Consider the following 16,956-nt stretch of genomic DNA (forward strand, 5'->3'; position numbering starts at 1 on the left):
TGTCGAACCATAGACGGCTTAACTTATCGACCCAGGATTTTTCCATTCACCCTTCGACAGGCTCAGGGCGAACGGAAAAATCCTTAACTTAATGGCAGTGCGCTTCTAGGTGGAAAGCATATATCATTGCAAAATGGCTTGAATTCTTCGCTCCACTTCTTCGGCAGAAACAAGCTGGACAATTCCATTATCAATTTCTGACGCTCGACGTTCCGCTTCCACGAGCCACAGTTTTTCTATTTCTTGTTTTGACAAAACATCCAAACTCGAAAGCAGCTTTTCAGCGAGCCGCGCCCTATCTTCAATTGGTAGACTCAAAACTTCTTGTTCAATAGATTGGATATTCATAATTAAAAAACCAAAAATTGTTTGTTTATTGGAAAAAAGCAGCAATTCCCAGTTTGGAAAAAAGGGTCAGGTTGAATTAATAATTTTATCCTGCCCCCCCTTTTTCTGCCTTTTTCTCTAATCAAGTTTAAATCTTGATAATTGTGTCGCTATAGAGCGCTACCAAGGGATCGTGGGTCATTAAACGCATCGGCTCTACGAGCGCCTGAGCCACAAGTATGCGGTCGAACGGGTCTTGGTGATGTAAAGGCAGTTCTTCGACCGCTATCGTATGTTCCGCCTCGACAGCAAGGAAGCGATATCCGGATTCCTGAAAATAGCGCATCGCGTCTCGGCCAGAAACCGGCATGTCGCCTCGCCCTAGCGAGTGCTTGATTGCAATTTCCCATACATTCGCCGCGCTGACCCAAACGGTTGCTTTGGGCGATACAATCAAATCACGCGCCTTTTGTGACAGTTTTGAGTTATCCGTGATAGCCCATAGTGCAACGTGAGTATCCAGCAGCAGATTCAATTCTGCACCTCGCCCATGAACAACCGAGCCACTTCGTCGTTATATGTATCAATGCTGTCCGGCACCACGAACAAGCCTTTTGCTACTCCAATCCGCTTCTCGGATGGCGCAGCATCTATCGGAACAAGCTTAGCAGCTGGGCGGCCATTCCTGGCAATCACGATTTCTCGCTCTTGCCCTTGCTCAATGGCTTCTACTAAGCGGGACAGAGAAGACTTGGCTTGTAACATATTTACAGTTTGCATTACATTCCCCTTAAATAACCTAGTCTAGTCTAGTCTAGCTAATCACTCAAATCAATCAAGAATTCAACTAGGTAATTTTGCCGTTTACTTACTCTTTTCATGGGTTCGAAAAAACGAGTGTTTTATCGAACCCGGTAAATGTCAACGCAGTTGTCGCATAAATTAAAAATTAATGAACGGTAGTATCGGTTTTTTTCACCGCATTATCGTTCGGTTTATCAGGATTTAAACAGACTTCCGCCTGCCAATCTCAGTTTCGGGCACCACGGCTCCAGCGCTCCGGTTTTTTAGCCTTGGCGGCCTCGTAAACGGCGTGGCGTTGATTCAAGATATCCCGGTCTTCACCCGTATGACGTTGCTCTAGGAAAAGGTAGGAAAAGGGGTCAGGTTTAATTAATAATTTATCCCTTGCAAAGGACCCGTTCTAAACGTTTCGTGTATGCCATGATCAACGATAAACGCACCGATGAATTCTCGGACTGGCTCGACAATCTGAAAGACCGCATAACCAAGCAACGATTGAAAACAATCAGTCGGGCGATTTCGTTGAAATCACTAGAGTTGGGGCATTTTGATTCATGTTAAGGCGCGCCCGCTTCATCTAATAAGCGGGCGATGGCGTCATAAAGATTGGGCAGCGAGGTTTCAATGGTATGCCAGACCGTCATATCATTGACCGAGGCATAACCGTGTATCAACAGATTGCGGAAGGCGACGATTTGCGGTACATCCGGAATCTGCTCTGCCCATTGCGGTTCGATTTTGCAGAGTTGATTGAGCGCTTCGCCGATGATTTCGAATTGACGCTCGACTGCAGAACGCAGGAGGCGATCACCGGAGTAGTCTGTATACGTTTTACCGGCCACAAATTCCAGAATGGCTTCGGCTGCGGAGTGGGCGTCCCACAAAAAGGCGCGGGCATCACGCTGCATAAACCAACTCTCGGCTTTGTTCGATTTTGGCGCGCACGTAAGGGTTGCGGAGAGCAGCGGTTTCGGCCAGATCCACCTCACGGCCAATCAGTTGTTCCAGTTCCCGACGTAAGCCAAAAAAGGCATGCAAGGAGGGCGCTTGTCCTTCGCTGGCAAATTCCACCAAAAAATCGGCATCGCTCAAGGCTGGATCGAAATCGCTACCGCGCGCGGCAGAACCGAACACCTCCAGTTTGCGAACGTGGTAACGCCGGCACAGTTCGGCGATGGCGGGCTGATATTGCTGGATAGCGGGATGCATGCAGTATCTCCTGTGTCTGGTTAGATGCGTCCGATGATTCTACCGCAGCAATGCTTCGGCCAAAAAGCTTTTTCAAAAAAAAGGCAAAAAAGGGGTCAGGTTTATTTAATAATTTATCCCTTGCCAAGGACCCGCTCTAAACGCTTCGAGTATAACCAAAGTATACCGGATCATTTAGAGCATACCGAAACGTTCGGGTCGGGTTAAATAACCCGTCCCGCCGAGGTCATTTTTTTGACTTGAAAATCGGGAAATCTCGACAGACTAAGCCAGCCCCCTTTTGCATTTAATGAAGCTATCGCATCAACCGTTAATCGCGTCACTCGGGCGATGGTCTCGTAGTCAAGCCCTTGTCTCAGTAAATTTTGGGCGGTGGCTTGGGCAACCTCGCTCCGTGCTTTTTCTATTCCTTGCTTTGTTAGCTCTCGTCCTTTTTGCCTTCCTTTTTCTTCCGCTGAAGCGATTTTACTCCGCATGTCGGCTAGGGCCTCCATGCACATCTGATAGATTATACGATCGTCTTCGTCGAACATTCGGTCGACTGCCGTGATCGCCTTGACGATGGCCGGGTCGCCGCGCAGTTGTTCCGGCACATCGTGTTTGTCCAGTTGATGCGCTTTCGTCAAAAAGGTGCTCCAGCGGTCCAGCGCGGTCGTGATTTCCCGGTACGGTTTGATAAATTTGCGCAGTTCGATATAGTGCAGCTCAAACACGTCATGCAGTTTGTCGTCTTTGCCGGTGGCGGTATTGATGATTTTGTAGCGATTATGGAACTCCGGGGTATCCGGAATGAAATTGAAGTCCAGGATATTGATGCTGATCGTTTTTTTCAGCTCACGAAACATCATGCCTTCGCTGAGCTGTTCGGTCACTAGCTTCGCCCAGTAGTAGATCGCGCGCTTGTCGAAGTTGTAGTCTTCGCTGATTTGCATTTCCACATTAAACCAACGCCCTCTCTCGTTTTTCGCCTTGATGTCCAGAATCGAAATTTTTCCAGACTGGTAATCCGCTAGGTTGTAGGGGTTTTTCAGCTCGACTTCGGCCACCCTATCCTCTTCGGAGACGATCGCATTGATCAGCGAGATCAATAAGTCTTTGTTTTCTTCGCTACCGAATAGTTTTTTGAAGGCGAAATCGACTCGGGGGTTTATTCTGCACATGGGGCTACTCTTTAAACAAAACACTGCAAATGAATGTCTTCAAGTTTTGATTCTATCATGAGCAATCATGGATGGTAGCATATGCTAACCCGTAAAAGGGGTCAGGTTAATAATTTAACCTGACCCCTTTTCTGACCCCCCATATGCCCATGCCTAAATCTAAATTGCGATAGAGAGACCTATCGAATTTAGGCCAAGCGCCTACCTAAATTAAGCCCAAAATAAGCTTACTTATGTAATCTATTGCTGACAAAAACTTGCCTAAAAATAAATTCCTTTTTTAGGCGATTTAATCATATGCACTGTCGGCCATTGCGCCTAATTAAAGAGGAACGAATGGCTAAAACTCAAAAGGTTTTTTGTGGGGGAGTCGAAATGGGCAAGGCGAAAAGTGCTTACTAATTCACTGAATCGATATCAACAATAACAAGATGATTTCTCAAAATAAATTTTTGCCAAGCAAGTCACATCAATTATTTCTGAAATTTATACACTGTAACTCAACCGGAACGAAAAAAGCTTTCAAAGGGCTTTTAGACGCTCCAGTCAATCGAAAATCATAAAAGGGCAAAACCACCGAAAGGTGGTGACGCAAAGTTTCCAGTCTAACGGAGTTATTCCTATGACAGTGGGATTGCTAAATTGGCATAGCTTAAAGCCTACGCCAATTTATATTCAGCTTCAAGGAACTCCTTCGGACCTTTATATAAATTAAGGAGTGGGGTCATGAACTCTAACAGCCGAAGAAGTCAAAAAAATCAAAACACATTCAAACCAACTCAACTTTCCAAAGCCTTAGCGGCGGTATTGATTGCCGGCGTATTCGGCGGCGCAAGCGGAACGGCTTATGCAGCACCCGATAAGCCCTGGAAAGAAGGCCAAATTTTGGTCAAACCGAAAGCCGGATTATCGGACATCGAGTTTGACAAAATTCTGAAACGCAATAAAGGCCAAAAAAAAGGGATAATCGGTAACATCGGAGTGCATGTTATCTCTGTACCGCCACAAGCCGAGCAAGCCGTTATTCGGGCATTATCCAAAAATCCTCATGTCGAATTCGCAGAGCTCGATATGGCGGTCGAACTCAGCTTGACGACGCCCAACGATCCGCGTTACGGCAACCAATGGCATTTGCCCAAAATTCAAGCGCCAACCTCTTGGAGTGCAACAAAAGCCGATAACACCGTGATTGCTATTCTGGATACCGGTGTCGATAGCGCGCACTCTGACTTATCCAGCAAAATGCTGCCCGGTTGGAATGCGGTCGACGGCAGCACCAACAGTTCTGATGTACATGGACACGGCACGGCGGTAGCCGGAACGGCAGCTGCCACCACCGATAACGCTAACGGCGTTGCCGGCGTCGCTTGGAATGCGCAAATATTGCCGGTGCGCATTACCAACAGTAGTGATGGCTGGGCTTATTGGAGCGATATCGCTCGCGGTTTGAACTGGGCGGCCGATCAAGGTGCCGATGTCGCAAATATCAGTTACGGCGTTTCCAACAGCTCTACGGTCACCAATGCCGCGCAATACATGCGCAGCAAAAATGGCTTGGTCGTTGTGGCGGCCGGTAACGACGGCATCGATCCTGGATTTAAAAATAATATTTATATGATCAGCGTTTCGGCGACAACTAGCTCCGATGACAAGGCTTCTTGGTCGAATTATGGCGAGTTCATTGATGTCGCGGCGCCGGGCACGTCGATTCAAACCACAACGCGGGGCGGCGGTTATGGTAATTGGAACGGAACATCGTTTTCATCCCCGGTAACTGCCGGTGTGGTTGCCCTAATTCAAGGCGCGAATCCAACACTAACGCCCGATGAAGTCGAGCAAATTTTGAAATCCTCGGCCGACAAAATCGCCGGCAATATCCACCCATACTATGGTCATGGCCGGGTGAATGCCGCTACCGCAGTTGAAATGGCACTAAACATGGTGAATGTCACTGTCGATAACGAAGCGCCTTCAGTCAATATTTTCTCGCCAACAGGAGGAAGTACCGTCAGCGGCTTGATTGCAGTCGAGGTCAGTGCCACCGATAATGTCGGTGTAAGCGAAGTGTCGCTGTATGCTAATGGTCTTTATGTCGGAACCGATACGACTGCACCTTACCAGTTTAGCTGGGATTCCAAGGAAATCGCAGATGGTTCGGTAACCTTGAGCGCTACCGCAATCGATGCGGCGGGTAATGAAGGGGTTTCAAGTGATGTTAATGTAACGGTCAAAAATACGATTGAAGAAGTTGAAGAAGTCGCTGATGAACCTGTCGAAGAAGTGATTGAAGATATGGCGGCTCCAACCGTAGCAATCAGTAATCCAGCCGACGGTAGCCGAGTATCACGAGTAGTTAAAATAAATGTTTCGGCGGAAGACGACGTTGCGGTGGCCAATATCCAGCTGTTTATTAACGGCAGTCTGGCGAGTTCGGCAGACGGCAATCAATTGTCTCATAATTGGAATACCAACAGAGAAAGCCGAGGCACTTATATAATTGAAGCGGTTGCTACCGATACTTCGAATAAGACCGCTAAACATACGATTACAGTTTCTAAATAAACAAAACTAAAATCTGTAACCCAAAAAACGCCGGCGTCAGTCGGCGTTTTTTTTGCAGGATTTTTATTTTATATGTAGTAATAGCTGGCAACATCAAACTCTTTCGGAATTGGCTAGTATTCATGTTTTAACTATTAACGTGAACAGAGCCGTTTTTGCGAGGTTTTTTATAAGCTGAATCCAAGTAAATATTCAATCCTTCGGCAATTATCGCTCCCATGCTCTGCGTCACTGCCATTAAGTTAAGGATTTTTCCGTTCGCCCTGAGCCTGTCGAAGGGTGAATGGAAAAATCCTGGGTCGATAAGTTAAGCCGTCCATGGTTCGACAGGCTCACCACGAACGGCTTAACTTAATGGCAGTAATGCTCTGCGTGGGAATGCCTGAGCACCGCTCCAGCGGTACGAGACGCTAGAGCGTCTCGGAATTCATTCCCACGCTGGAGCATGGGAACGATAAGGGGTGTGAATCATTACGAATCCAATAGTCATTACCTTTAGCCTGTAAAAAGCATTTCACAATGAAGATCATAAAGAATGAGACGTCAACTTAATAACTTCTTATTCGTTTGTATAGAACTTTCGTTCATCCAAGAGGTTAGCGGGAATGTTTAGGCAATCTCTTGAATGTTTCAGGTGCTTCATGACTAGGCTGTCGAATTTAGAATCAATAGTGTGGATGGACGAGTCAAAAAGTAACAAAAACGCCGGCAATTGCCGGCGTTTTTGTTCGAAGGTGTTTCTAAGTTATTAGGCTTTGGTCGTTTTGCGAAATTTTGTGGCACCAAAGCCCAGCAGTCCGATGCCCATTAATAAGATCAGATGGGGTTCTGGGACTTGGCCGCCTCCTGGGCCTCCGCCGCCATTTTCAGGTTCCGTATGACTTGCATTTGCATACCAAATGCTCATATTAGATAACGCTGGGGTAATACCTTGATTATTTGCATTATAGGCAATCTTAAATGTGCCTGTTCCACTTAAAGGATTGGCCGTAAACTTTTCATCTTCAAATAAATAAGAGGCAGATTGATTGCTCGCTTTGAAGTTTGCAACAATATCCATTGTTAAGTCGAATCCAGGTTGTTCGCCTGGAACTAAGGACCAAGAAAGAAGCCAATCGCCGGGTGTTGATTGTCCATTTTCTCCTATATCTGCTGTTAATGTGAATTTAATCCCATTTACAGTCGATGATGTGTTTGTGTCATTGGCTAGCTCTAGCCACCCAGTAGTATCCCAAACATTTGTCCCGGTTACGTTGCCGCCTTGTCCTGCCGCAATCACCCCATAACAATCATCTGCATCTTGACCTCTGAAGGTCACATCTGTGACTGATAAGCCACCTGGATGATTGTTAGGCGCTGTATAATCAGAGCATAACGTGGCAGCCTGACTGCCGCTGGCAAATAATGCAGCCGCTAAAGCAAATGCCGCTATCGCCGGTTTGTTAATTTTAGTTTCTATTGTTTTCATGATACCCACCACTATAGAAAAATTTTATTATTGTAATCCTTCGTTAGCTAAATTTATGCCAAGTTAAAAATAATTAATTTATTCATGAGGTTGTTCGTTTTTTATTAACCAAGACGCTTATTTTTCGGGAAGAGTGTAAATTTTTCTGACAATGTCTGACGAATGGGTTTAAAGCGTAAAATTTGGAGGATGGCTTAATCTGAACGGTATCTTATTGATTCAAAGAGATTGTCGTGTATTTGGCGAAAACGTGAACTGCCTCACAATCTAGAATATTTCTATCTAAGAATAGTGAGAAATTTCTGATTTGACGCAATCGTGGTTGATTGGATGATCTGTATGTTTATATTAATAAAATTAATCATATAAATAACAATGACATAGGTGCATTTGAGCTTTGGGCAAAGGATCGTGAAAAACGTATTTCGAAACAATGTAAAATTTACTGACACTGATTCAGGATTTTTTCCTCTTCTCAAGGCGGCGCGATAGTAAACGAAAAATTAGTTGAGAGCGACTTTCTTTTACAATGCGAAGCTAAGAAACCCTTAATGCTGTACATTTTTTGTAATCGCCGTTATTTTGTCAAAGTGTTGTATTAACCCCTCGCGGACTTGAATAAATTAAGGTACAAACCATGAAGTACAAAGTATTAGCATTCCCCAAAGAAGCGGTCTTCGCCATTGTTGTTGGTCTGATGAGCGGTCTCAGCCAAGCGGCAAAATATGATCCGCAAAGTCACGATCTTTGGGCTCCGATAGAGGATGAGCTGAAAATCGATTCCACTTATGACAATGACGTCATGTCGTTTTTCGAATCGACGCCTGAAACAGATCAGCAGACTCTCGAGCAAAATCATCAGCTTGTCTTGGAATTGATCAAACAAAAAAAACTCGATGAGGCGCAGACCAAGCTCAACGATCTACTCAAGCAATTCCCTAATGAAGCCGAGTATCATAATTTACAAGCCCTGATAAAAACCCTTCAAAAAGATAAAAAAGCCGCAGTCACTAGCTTTCAAGAGGCTCTTAACTTAAATCCCCACAATCTAAACGCACTGCAAGGTCGGGCTTTGTTAGCGCTTGAAAATAATGAGTCAAAAGCGGCTCAAGAGCATATCGACGCAGCTCTGGCTGCTCATCCGAAAGCGGCCGTTCCGTATATCTTGAAGGCGAACCTTGCCTATCGGAAGAATAATCTCGTCGAAGTTGAAAATATTTTATCGACCGCGTTGAAACAGGTACAGGGCAATAAAGAGCAGGTGCTTTTGGTCGTCAATAATCTGATCAAGCTCTACGAGCTCAAGCAAGAGCCGTTAAAGGTGCTTGAATTATTGCAAGGGATAGTCAATCGTTATCCGAACGAAAAATCTGTCCTCTCGATGCTGGCGAGGGCGCAAATACTCAATAAAGATTTCGAAAGCGCCGCCCAAACTTTAAAGACAATAATTACGCAAGATCAAAAAGACGTTTTTCATCGGATATTACTGGCGAGGCTTTTGATGGCGCGACCGGATGCTTCAGCGGGCGTGTCAAGATTGGTTGAAGAAGCGAGCGCTGTTAGTCCCGATGATCAGCAGGTCATAACATTAAAAACCGTTTATTTGATCAATGAGCAAAAATTAGATCTGGCGATGGAACAAGCCGCTCGTATCGAAAAAAAGTATCCAGAGTCGGCGGTTGGGTTTATCTTAAAAGCCGATATTTATCTGGCCCAAAAACAACTCGATAAGGCGTTGGAATATAATCGACGTGCTTATGAAATTAAGCCTAATGCGAGATTGTTGAACCAAATTGGTGGGTTACTCTCCGCACAAGGCAAGATCGATGAAGCCATTCAAGTGTTTAGCAGTGAAATTGATAAAAATCCCAAAAATTTGGACGCACACCTGCAAATCGCCAATCTTTATCTTAGTCAAAAAAACTTTGGCAAAGCTGAGAGCCACTATCAAACCATTCTCAACGAAAAGCCAGAGAATGTCGTGATTTTGAATAATCTGGCAATGATTTATTACGGCCAGAATGATCCGAAGGCTTTGGAACTGGCAGAAAAGGCCTATAAGTTGTCGCCTAAAACTGCGGCTATTGCCGATACTTACGGTATTGTATTGTTGCAAAATGGACAAGCGAAAGACGCCTTGGCTAAATTGCAAAAAGCTGCCGATCTAGCACCGAATTCTTTGGATATCCAATTCCATCTGGCCAAGGCGCAACAAGCCAATGGTAACAAACTGGCCGCGATCGAAATTTTGCAAAACATTGCGGATGCCTCCTCATCATTCGAAAACAAGCAAGCCGCTAGCGATTTGTTGAAAGAGCTGAGCGGTCGATAAAACCGTGGGCTACCTTAACCGGGTGGGTTTTGAAGCGCGTCTGTAAGGTTTCTGCCCTTACCTTTATAACGGATGAATGTTTTTTAAACCGGTCTGAATTGCGTTTTGATTACCCCCCAAACGTCCGTTGAGAAATCAGCAGAATGACAGCAAGTGATTTGTTGTAAAAAAAGCTGACACTTTTGTCGGCGAATGCTTACAGTCTTTTCGTTGAAGGGATTTTATAAATTCGGTCGTAATGTTTCGTTGTTATGTGCTTGAAACAATAAAATCTAATATAAATCATTTACTCAAATTATACTCATCGTAGATGAAAATTCGGCTTCGGGGTGCCCGTTAAAGAACGCCGTAAATACGTCCATGTAGGCTCTATGCCAGCTCCATGCTGGCAAAGCCTTTATCGAGCACCCCGAGACCTCCTCCGGCACTGCCGAAATTTGAAGTGCGAAAGGTATATTACCGAATTCATACCCGACTTTTAACCCATTCCATTAAATACCAGCAATTCCCAATTTGAGGATAAAACAGGGTGCGGGGTGTGCTTGGCGAGGATGTCGGCGGCAGGGAGTCGCCCCCTTTTTTGCGACCCCTTTTTTATTGTAGTTGAGAATCAAGTAGATGACATGCTAAGCTCGCGACATGAAAGTTAAAGATCTTATCGCTCTGCTTGAAGTGGATGGTTAGCAGCAGGTACGGCAAAAAGGAAGCCATCGCCAGTTTCACCACCCCGTCAAGACCGGTACGGTCACAGTTGCTGGAAAACCCAGCGTAGATGTACCGCCTGGTACACTAATTAGTGTCTTGAAACAAGCAGGACTTAAGCAATAGAGGTTTACATGCGCTATATGGTTGTTATTGAAGAAGGTCCAACGAGCTTCGGCGCCTATGTTCCTGATCTTCCAGGCTGCATAGCTGTCGGCGAATCGCCGGAAGAAGTCTTGCAACTTATTCAAGAAGCTATCGAGTTTCATGTTGAGGGGCTGAAAGAAGAAGGTCAGCATATACCGGTGCCACACTCTTCAAGTTCGTTTGTTGAGGTTCAAGCCTAGAGTAATGGGCATGGAATAAATCAGGGAATTGTAGGTGCGAATTCATCGCACTGCTGTGCGGATAAATCCGCATCTATACCCATATATGGACTCCTCGTTTATTGCAAGCCAAGTTTTCAAAAATTGATGTCAAAACAGAGATCAAGATTGCTACCATATATCCGGTCTCTCAACAGAGGCTTTACTCCTGATGAATCTATCCGCGCGCTTATTCCTCAACCATCGTAACGGTTTCTTAAGAACCTATGGGTATAACGGGTTGTAAAAGGCTATGTTCGCGTTAGAAGTTGAAACGGTTCTCTTTCCTACTAAATAAACCATTTAGCAAATAGTCAATGATTGCTTTCCAAAACACTGAGCGTGGAAGAGGGTACGATTACTCGCCTGACAGGACGCCGTAAATACGTCCATGTAGGCTTGACGGCGGCTTTCCCTGCCGCCGACACCTGTCAATCGAGCAACCGTACCCTCCTTTCAACCATTGGCGTAATATTGAAAATAAGAAAGTTATTCAGAGCTGTATTCTGGGGTTTCATGTTGGCTTTAAGTTCAAAAGTATCAACTATTAACGCGAACATAGCCTTGTAAAAGCACCGGTCTGACCTGTTGTTGTCATCACTGATTGTCTAATTGCCTCCACAATCTTGCAGAAAAGGGGTCCAGAAAAGGGGTCAGGTTTAATTATTAATTTAACTCCCTTTTTTCCTTTGCCATGCGTTGCGAATCGACTTGATGTAGTTATGTATTTTTCATACTATGCATTACAATGTCGCACAATGTAAAACAATGAGTATTCGGTATGCAAAACGAAATGTTAAGTGCGCGCATTGATCACGAAACAAAAGCGGCCTTCACTAACATTTGTGACGAAGTCGGGTTGAGTCCATCTCAAGCTATTAAATTGTTTGCCCGTGCAGTTATCAATTACGGTGGAATTCCGTTTGAGTTAAAGGTTCGTCAGCCCAATAGCGAGACTGTTGCCGCAATGCAAGAGTTTGTTGACGGCCGCGGTCATAAAGTCGAATCGATCGATGCATTGTTTGCCGACTTGACGGAAGACAAAGTGAAAAATGTACAATCTTGAGTATTCGACACAATTCAAAAAAGATTTCAAGAAGATCACAATAATGTCTATTCCTGACATCATTACAGTTGGAAATATCATTTCTAGACTTCAACGGGGTGAAACTCTTGATTCCAGACACGTATACCCATCGCATATCAAAATTCGGCAGTATCTTAGGAGGCGCCGGAGTGCTCGACTACTAAGGCTTTGCCAGCATGAATCTGGCATAGAGCCTACATGGATGTATTTACCCAGCACCTAAAGTCCATAGCCCATTGGCTATGGTTAATTGTCTTGGATAATTTAGGTGCTGGGTTCATGGCGTCCTTTAACGGGCACCCCGAGGCCGAATTTTCATCTACGATGAGTATAACCTGGATTTATGCAAAAACTCACCTTGGCATTAAAAATGAAAAACATACTTTTACTACTTGGTCTTTTCTTCATTACATCGCCGTGCCTAGCGCAAAGCGATCAAGAAAAAGGCTTGCAAATCATCGAAGAAATGGTCAAACGCGATAAAGGTTGGCAAGACAGCCAAGCCGAAATGAAAATGATCCTAAGAACCCGAAGCGGGAGGGAAGCCGTCCGCTTACTCAGAATCAACACGTTAGAAGTCACCGGCGACGGAGACAAAAGCCTAACTATTTTCGATAGTCCGGGCGATGTGCGAGGAACGGCATTTTTAAGTTATACCCATGCACTCGAACCGGACGACCAATGGCTATATTTACCGGCATTGAGAAGAGTTAGACGTATTTCGTCGAACAACAAATCGGGCCCCTTTCTCGGCAGCGAATTTGCATTCGAGGATTTGACATCGTTTGAAGTTCCAAAATATAAGTACCGCTACCTTCGCGAAGAAGCAGTAGACGGCATTGATTGCTTCGTTGTCGAACTTGACCCTCAATATGAACATTCCGGATATACCCGGCAGATATCATGGATAGACAAGGAACGCTATATTCCAATAAAAGTCGAATATTACGACAGAAGAAACGCGTTATTGAAGACGCTCGAGAACAAAGATTATCGTCAATACCTAGACCAATACTGGCGAGCACACGATATGTTGATGACCAATCATCAAAACGGCAAAAGCACCAGCCTATTGATCGAGAACATCGAATTTCGTACGGGACTCACAGAGCGCGATTTCGATCAAAATACTTTAAGGCGCGCGCGCTAGTTTTCAATTATACTTCGTCGAGCATATTTGGAAATTGTATAAAATTAGCGAATTAGCGGCATTATTTAAATTATTGTCGTAATTCCCAGTGCTCCCAAGCTCTGCGTCACTACCATTAAGTTAACGTAAACCGTTACTGACCTCGTTCCCACGGAGGACCGCTCATCGTTATACATAAGTCAAAAATTACCCTTTTGCAAATCTTAACCAATGAGACCTCGATACCATTTTTTGTCGCCCAACGTTCCCGACTTCGAAATCGCGATCTGGGGATCGCTCCCACAGAGTACCCTACCCCCTTGTGGGAGCGACGCCTTCGTCGCGATTTCGAAGCCACTGATGTTCAATATCCGCAGATTTATCAAACAGCACCGCTTCCAAGTATACGGCGACCTCTGTTTAGCAAGTTTACCGGTACTTGTGTATAACAACGAGCGGAGGACCGTGGGAGCCAGAAACAATAAAGGGTGGGCTAAACAATTACGATACAAGCGAACGCAAGAAGCTTATTAGGCAACAACACTTAAAATCTTATGCGCAACACCCGACTTAAATATATTAGCTTGGCAACTTGCTTGGCATTTTCGGAAGCTGATGCACAACAATTAGTGTTGGATTCGATCGACTACCAATCAACATCCCGTCAAGCCGTGATAGATCTTAGCATCGCTCCCACGGAGCCTCCTGAAAAGCCCGAATTCAAGGCCTTTCTAATCGACAATCCGCCTCGTCTCGTACTCGATGTAAAAAACCTGAAACCTTCGGCACCGCTTAGCCAGCCATCTGCCGATCATCCCTATTTCCAACGCTTACGCAGCGCGCCTCGAAATAAAAACGATTTCCGGCTTGTCTTCGACTTAAAAAATCAAACCGACATACACGGATACACAATCGATATTGAATCAACCGCTCACGGATCGAGCCTGATTACCCTAACAGACGAATCGACTTTAACCCGGGAACAAAACCCGAATACCTTCGAGCCATCGAATTATGCGCACTCAAACAGCGAACTCCACAAATACGATTTAACCGCCCCCCAACAATCGACAAACGACTCGTATCCTGGGAATTTCAAAGAAAACCGCATCGGCGCATCGAGCGATGAATCCTTTTTTAACGACTTAATATCCGATTGGGAAATTTCCGGCTATGCCGAAGTGGAAAGCCTGGGCTTTTTTCAAACCCCGCAAGACAACCAACAACATAGCCACTATATTTCCGGCGCGATAAACCCAGAACTCTACCGAAGTTGGGATAACGGATCGCAAAGCTTTACCTTCTCGCCCTTTTATCGCTACTCTCAACACGACAGCCGCCGCACCCATTTCGATATCCGCGAATTAACGTGGCTAAAAGCCGCCTACGATTGGGAACTGCGGGTCGGCTTCCGTCAAGTATTTTGGGGCGTCACCGAAGGCTTTCATTTGATCGACATCATCAATCAAGCCGATTTTGTCGAAAACATCGACGGCGAACAAAAACTCGGCCAGCCGATGATTAACTTAGCCTTGATACAAGACTGGGGCACCATCGATTTGTTTTTACTGACCGGCTTTCGCGAAAGAACCTTTGCAGGACACGAAGGCCGCTTAAGAACGCACCCCGTAACCTCAGTCGGAGACGCCCAATTTGAAAGAGAAGGCGTCGAGAAACACTTGGCTTACGCCGGGAGATATTCTCATTCTTTCGGCGACTGGGATGTCGGACTCGCTCATTTTTACGGCACCGCCCGCCAACCGACGATGCTGCCTCGCTTCAATCAGTTAGGCGAAATTGAACGAATCATCCCGCTTTATGAAAACATCAATCAAACCAGCATCGATGTACAAACGATCAAAGGCAGCTGGCTATGGAAACTTGAAGCGTTAATGCGTTCGGGACAAGGAGACCGATTTTATGCAGCGACCGGCGGCGTCGAATATACATTCTTCGACCTCTTCGAATCGGGCGTCGACCTAGGCTTGATAGCTGAATACATGTACGACAGCCGTGGCTACAATAATTTTCAGGCATTAACACAACAAGCCCTATTTCAAGACGACTTCTTAGCCGCAGTTCGTCTGGGCTTTAACGATATTCAAAACACCCAGCTGCTTGCCGGCGTCATTTTCGATCGCACCCAAAACTCTAAAATATACAATATCGAAGCCAGTCGACGCATCGGCAACGATTGGACTGTAGACCTTCAAGTCCGTCTATTTCGCGGCATACCGGTCACCGATCCGTTAATCATGTTCAGCGCCGACGACCATGTACGCTTTCAGCTCAAATACCATTTTTAGGCTCATTGAAATAGATACTCCGCTGACATTTCAAAAAAGGGGTCAGGTTTATTTAATAATTGAAAAAAGTAACCTGACCCCTTTTAGGAGAATCACTGCCATTAAGTTAAGGGAAGCCCATGATTCCACCATAGACTGGCGGAATCCAGCAAGAAAAAAGAAAAAAAAGTAATCTGCCCCCTTTAGAATCGTATCGCGAAGCTAGAGCTTCACTTATCTGCTTCCCAAGCCGGAGCTTGGGAAGCAGCAGAACGATGAGAGCTGGAGCTTGGATAACAGCATATTTTAGTTTTTGCGGCTACGACCAAACCTCGCTCGGACACTTAGCTTCGGCAAGCTGAAGCATCTTGCTAATCAGGAGAGGCTTTAAGCAATGTTTGAATGATTTTTTCGCAAGCATGGCCGTCGCCGTAAGGGTTGTGCGCTTTGGACATACGCGCGTAGACATCGCTGTCCAGTAGTACCTTTTCGACGCCGCTGACAATTTTTTCTTTATCGGTTCCAACCAACAAAACGGTACCGGCATCGACCGCTTCGGGTCTTTCGGTCACTTCGCGCATCACCAATACCGGTTTACCTAGTGACGGACCTTCTTCTTGAATTCCGCCGGAATCGGTCAGAATCAAGTCGCTTCGGTTCATAATCCAGACGAACGGTTCGTAGTCAAGCGGAGCGATCAGGTACACATTATCGAGTCGGTCGAGAATTTCGTAGACCGGTTTTTGCACGTTCGGATTTAGATGAACGGGATAGATCAAGTCCCAATCCGGATGTTTTTGTGCCAGTTCTTTGATCGCATTGCAAAGGTCGATGAAGCCTTGACCGAAATTTTCGCGTCGGTGTCCGGTAATCAGAATGAGTTTTCGGCTGGAATCGCAAATGGTCTTAAACAATGTTTCGCCGAATTTTTCCTGCCATACGCTATCCGGTTCGCCGATGACTTTGTCCCGGACGATCAATAATGCGTCGATAACGGTATTGCCGGTCACGACGATGTTTTGCTCCGTAACGCCTTCAGCGAGTAGGTTGTTTTTCGAGGATTGCGTCGGCGCGAAGTGATAATCGGTTATGCGTCCGACCAAAGTCCGATTCGCTTCTTCGGGAAACGGCGCCCTAAGGTTGCCGGTTCTCAGCCCCGCTTCGACGTGGCCCAGTTTGATGTTTTGGTAGAACGCGGCAAGTCCCGCGGCGAAACAGGTGGTGGTGTCGCCGTGTACCAGCACGATGTCCGGCTGCGCTTCGCGTAATACGTCGCGTAAGCCTAACAGCACTTTCGAGGTGATGTCGAAAAGGTCTTGATTCGGCGCCATCAGGTCCAAATCGTAATCGGGTTTAATGTCAAACAAGTTGAGCACTTGGTCGAGCATCTGCCGATGCTGGGCGGTTACGCATACGAGGGATTCAAGACCTTCGGCTTGTTGTAGAGCCAATACGACGGGCGCCATTTTAATCGCTTCCGGCCGGGTACCGAAAACGGTCAGGATCTTTTTGGTCATAAAATGTTT

At 45.6% G+C, this 16,956-nt stretch carries 15 protein-coding genes, 1 pseudogene and 1 riboswitch; of the genes and pseudogenes, 8 read left to right on the top strand and 8 right to left on the bottom strand.

The annotated features are described in order from the left end of the window. Nucleotides 1-123: 123 nt before the first annotated feature. The 3 genes from MEALZ_RS13665 to MEALZ_RS13675 all read right to left on the bottom strand — a co-directional run bounded on the left by MEALZ_RS13665 (nucleotide 124) and on the right by MEALZ_RS13675 (nucleotide 1,107). Nucleotides 124-348 carry an addiction module protein gene (locus tag MEALZ_RS13665; protein WP_014149242.1) on the bottom strand — a complete coding sequence of 75 codons (225 nt, stop codon included), beginning with the start codon at nucleotides 346-348 and terminating at the stop codon, nucleotides 124-126. A gap of 127 nt (nucleotides 349-475) precedes the next feature. Then, entirely contained in the window at nucleotides 476-862 is a 387-nt protein-coding gene (locus MEALZ_RS13670) for a type II toxin-antitoxin system VapC family toxin (RefSeq protein ID WP_014149243.1), read from the bottom strand. Continuing rightward, on the bottom strand, nucleotides 859-1,107 hold the full coding sequence (locus MEALZ_RS13675) for a type II toxin-antitoxin system Phd/YefM family antitoxin (RefSeq protein ID WP_014149244.1): 249 nt from the start codon (nucleotides 1,105-1,107) through the stop codon (nucleotides 859-861). The genes MEALZ_RS13670 and MEALZ_RS13675 overlap by 4 nt, the downstream gene beginning before the upstream one ends. A 444-nt stretch (nucleotides 1,108-1,551) precedes the next feature. Here MEALZ_RS13675 and MEALZ_RS22780 point away from each other — a divergent pair, with 444 nt between their 5' ends. Continuing rightward, nucleotides 1,552-1,692 (top strand): type II toxin-antitoxin system RelE/ParE family toxin, encoded by a 141-nt coding sequence (locus tag MEALZ_RS22780; RefSeq protein ID WP_014149246.1) that lies wholly within the window; start codon nucleotides 1,552-1,554, stop codon nucleotides 1,690-1,692. On the opposite strand, the gene MEALZ_RS13680 is transcribed toward MEALZ_RS22780, so the two are convergent. The 3 genes from MEALZ_RS13680 to MEALZ_RS13695 form a co-directional block, all read right to left on the bottom strand. Further along, complete coding sequence (locus MEALZ_RS13680; protein ID WP_014149247.1) at nucleotides 1,689-2,039, bottom strand: HepT-like ribonuclease domain-containing protein; 351 nt, start codon at nucleotides 2,037-2,039, stop codon at nucleotides 1,689-1,691. The genes MEALZ_RS22780 and MEALZ_RS13680 overlap by 4 nt on opposite strands. Further along, nucleotides 2,029-2,340 (bottom strand): nucleotidyltransferase family protein, encoded by a 312-nt coding sequence (locus MEALZ_RS13685; protein ID WP_014149248.1) that lies wholly within the window; start codon nucleotides 2,338-2,340, stop codon nucleotides 2,029-2,031. The genes MEALZ_RS13680 and MEALZ_RS13685 overlap by 11 nt, the downstream gene beginning before the upstream one ends. Before the next feature lie 203 nt (nucleotides 2,341-2,543). Next, nucleotides 2,544-3,500, bottom strand: coding sequence for an Rpn family recombination-promoting nuclease/putative transposase (locus tag MEALZ_RS13695; RefSeq protein ID WP_014149249.1), 957 nt, complete (start codon nucleotides 3,498-3,500; stop codon nucleotides 2,544-2,546). Nucleotides 3,501-4,056: 556 nt separating this feature from the next. Continuing rightward, nucleotides 4,057-4,142: riboswitch (cyclic di-GMP riboswitch) on the top strand. An 84-nt stretch (nucleotides 4,143-4,226) separates the two neighbouring features. Between MEALZ_RS13695 and MEALZ_RS13700 the strand changes: the two genes are divergently transcribed. Next, a complete protein-coding gene (locus MEALZ_RS13700) occupies nucleotides 4,227-6,062 on the top strand; it encodes a S8 family serine peptidase (RefSeq protein ID WP_014149250.1) in 1,836 nt (611 codons plus the stop codon). A 748-nt stretch (nucleotides 6,063-6,810) separates the two neighbouring features. Here MEALZ_RS13700 and MEALZ_RS13705 read toward each other — a convergent pair. Further along, nucleotides 6,811-7,530, bottom strand: coding sequence for a PEP-CTERM sorting domain-containing protein (locus MEALZ_RS13705; protein ID WP_014149252.1), 720 nt, complete (start codon nucleotides 7,528-7,530; stop codon nucleotides 6,811-6,813). A gap of 637 nt (nucleotides 7,531-8,167) precedes the next feature. On the opposite strand from MEALZ_RS13705, the gene MEALZ_RS13710 reads away from it, so the two are divergent. From MEALZ_RS13710 to MEALZ_RS13730, 6 genes and pseudogenes are all read left to right on the top strand, one after another. Further along, nucleotides 8,168-9,862 (top strand): tetratricopeptide repeat protein, encoded by a 1,695-nt coding sequence (locus tag MEALZ_RS13710; RefSeq protein ID WP_014149253.1) that lies wholly within the window; start codon nucleotides 8,168-8,170, stop codon nucleotides 9,860-9,862. A 699-nt stretch (nucleotides 9,863-10,561) separates the two neighbouring features. Then, nucleotides 10,562-10,690: pseudogene (locus tag MEALZ_RS23955) on the top strand (type II toxin-antitoxin system HicA family toxin); the annotation flags it as partial. Between the two features lie 8 nt (nucleotides 10,691-10,698). Next, nucleotides 10,699-10,911, top strand: coding sequence for a type II toxin-antitoxin system HicB family antitoxin (locus MEALZ_RS13715; protein ID WP_014149254.1), 213 nt, complete (start codon nucleotides 10,699-10,701; stop codon nucleotides 10,909-10,911). Nucleotides 10,912-11,710: 799 nt separating this feature from the next. Further along, nucleotides 11,711-11,995 carry a type II toxin-antitoxin system RelB/DinJ family antitoxin gene (locus MEALZ_RS13720; protein WP_014149255.1) on the top strand — a complete coding sequence of 95 codons (285 nt, stop codon included), beginning with the start codon at nucleotides 11,711-11,713 and terminating at the stop codon, nucleotides 11,993-11,995. A gap of 391 nt (nucleotides 11,996-12,386) precedes the next feature. After that, entirely contained in the window at nucleotides 12,387-13,166 is a 780-nt protein-coding gene (locus MEALZ_RS13725) for an outer membrane lipoprotein-sorting protein (protein WP_084685615.1), read from the top strand. Nucleotides 13,167-13,699: 533 nt separating this feature from the next. Then, a complete protein-coding gene (locus tag MEALZ_RS13730; RefSeq protein WP_014149257.1) occupies nucleotides 13,700-15,451 on the top strand; it encodes an AMIN domain-containing protein in 1,752 nt (583 codons plus the stop codon). Nucleotides 15,452-15,801: 350 nt separating this feature from the next. Here MEALZ_RS13730 and wecB read toward each other — a convergent pair whose 3' ends face one another. Continuing rightward, nucleotides 15,802-16,947 carry a non-hydrolyzing UDP-N-acetylglucosamine 2-epimerase gene (wecB, locus tag MEALZ_RS13735; RefSeq protein ID WP_014149258.1) on the bottom strand — a complete coding sequence of 382 codons (1,146 nt, stop codon included), beginning with the start codon at nucleotides 16,945-16,947 and terminating at the stop codon, nucleotides 15,802-15,804. Between the last annotated feature and the right edge of the window lie 9 nt (nucleotides 16,948-16,956).

The organism is Methylotuvimicrobium alcaliphilum 20Z, assembly GCF_000968535.2.
Classification (GTDB): Bacteria; Pseudomonadota; Gammaproteobacteria; order Methylococcales; family Methylomonadaceae; genus Methylotuvimicrobium; species Methylotuvimicrobium alcaliphilum.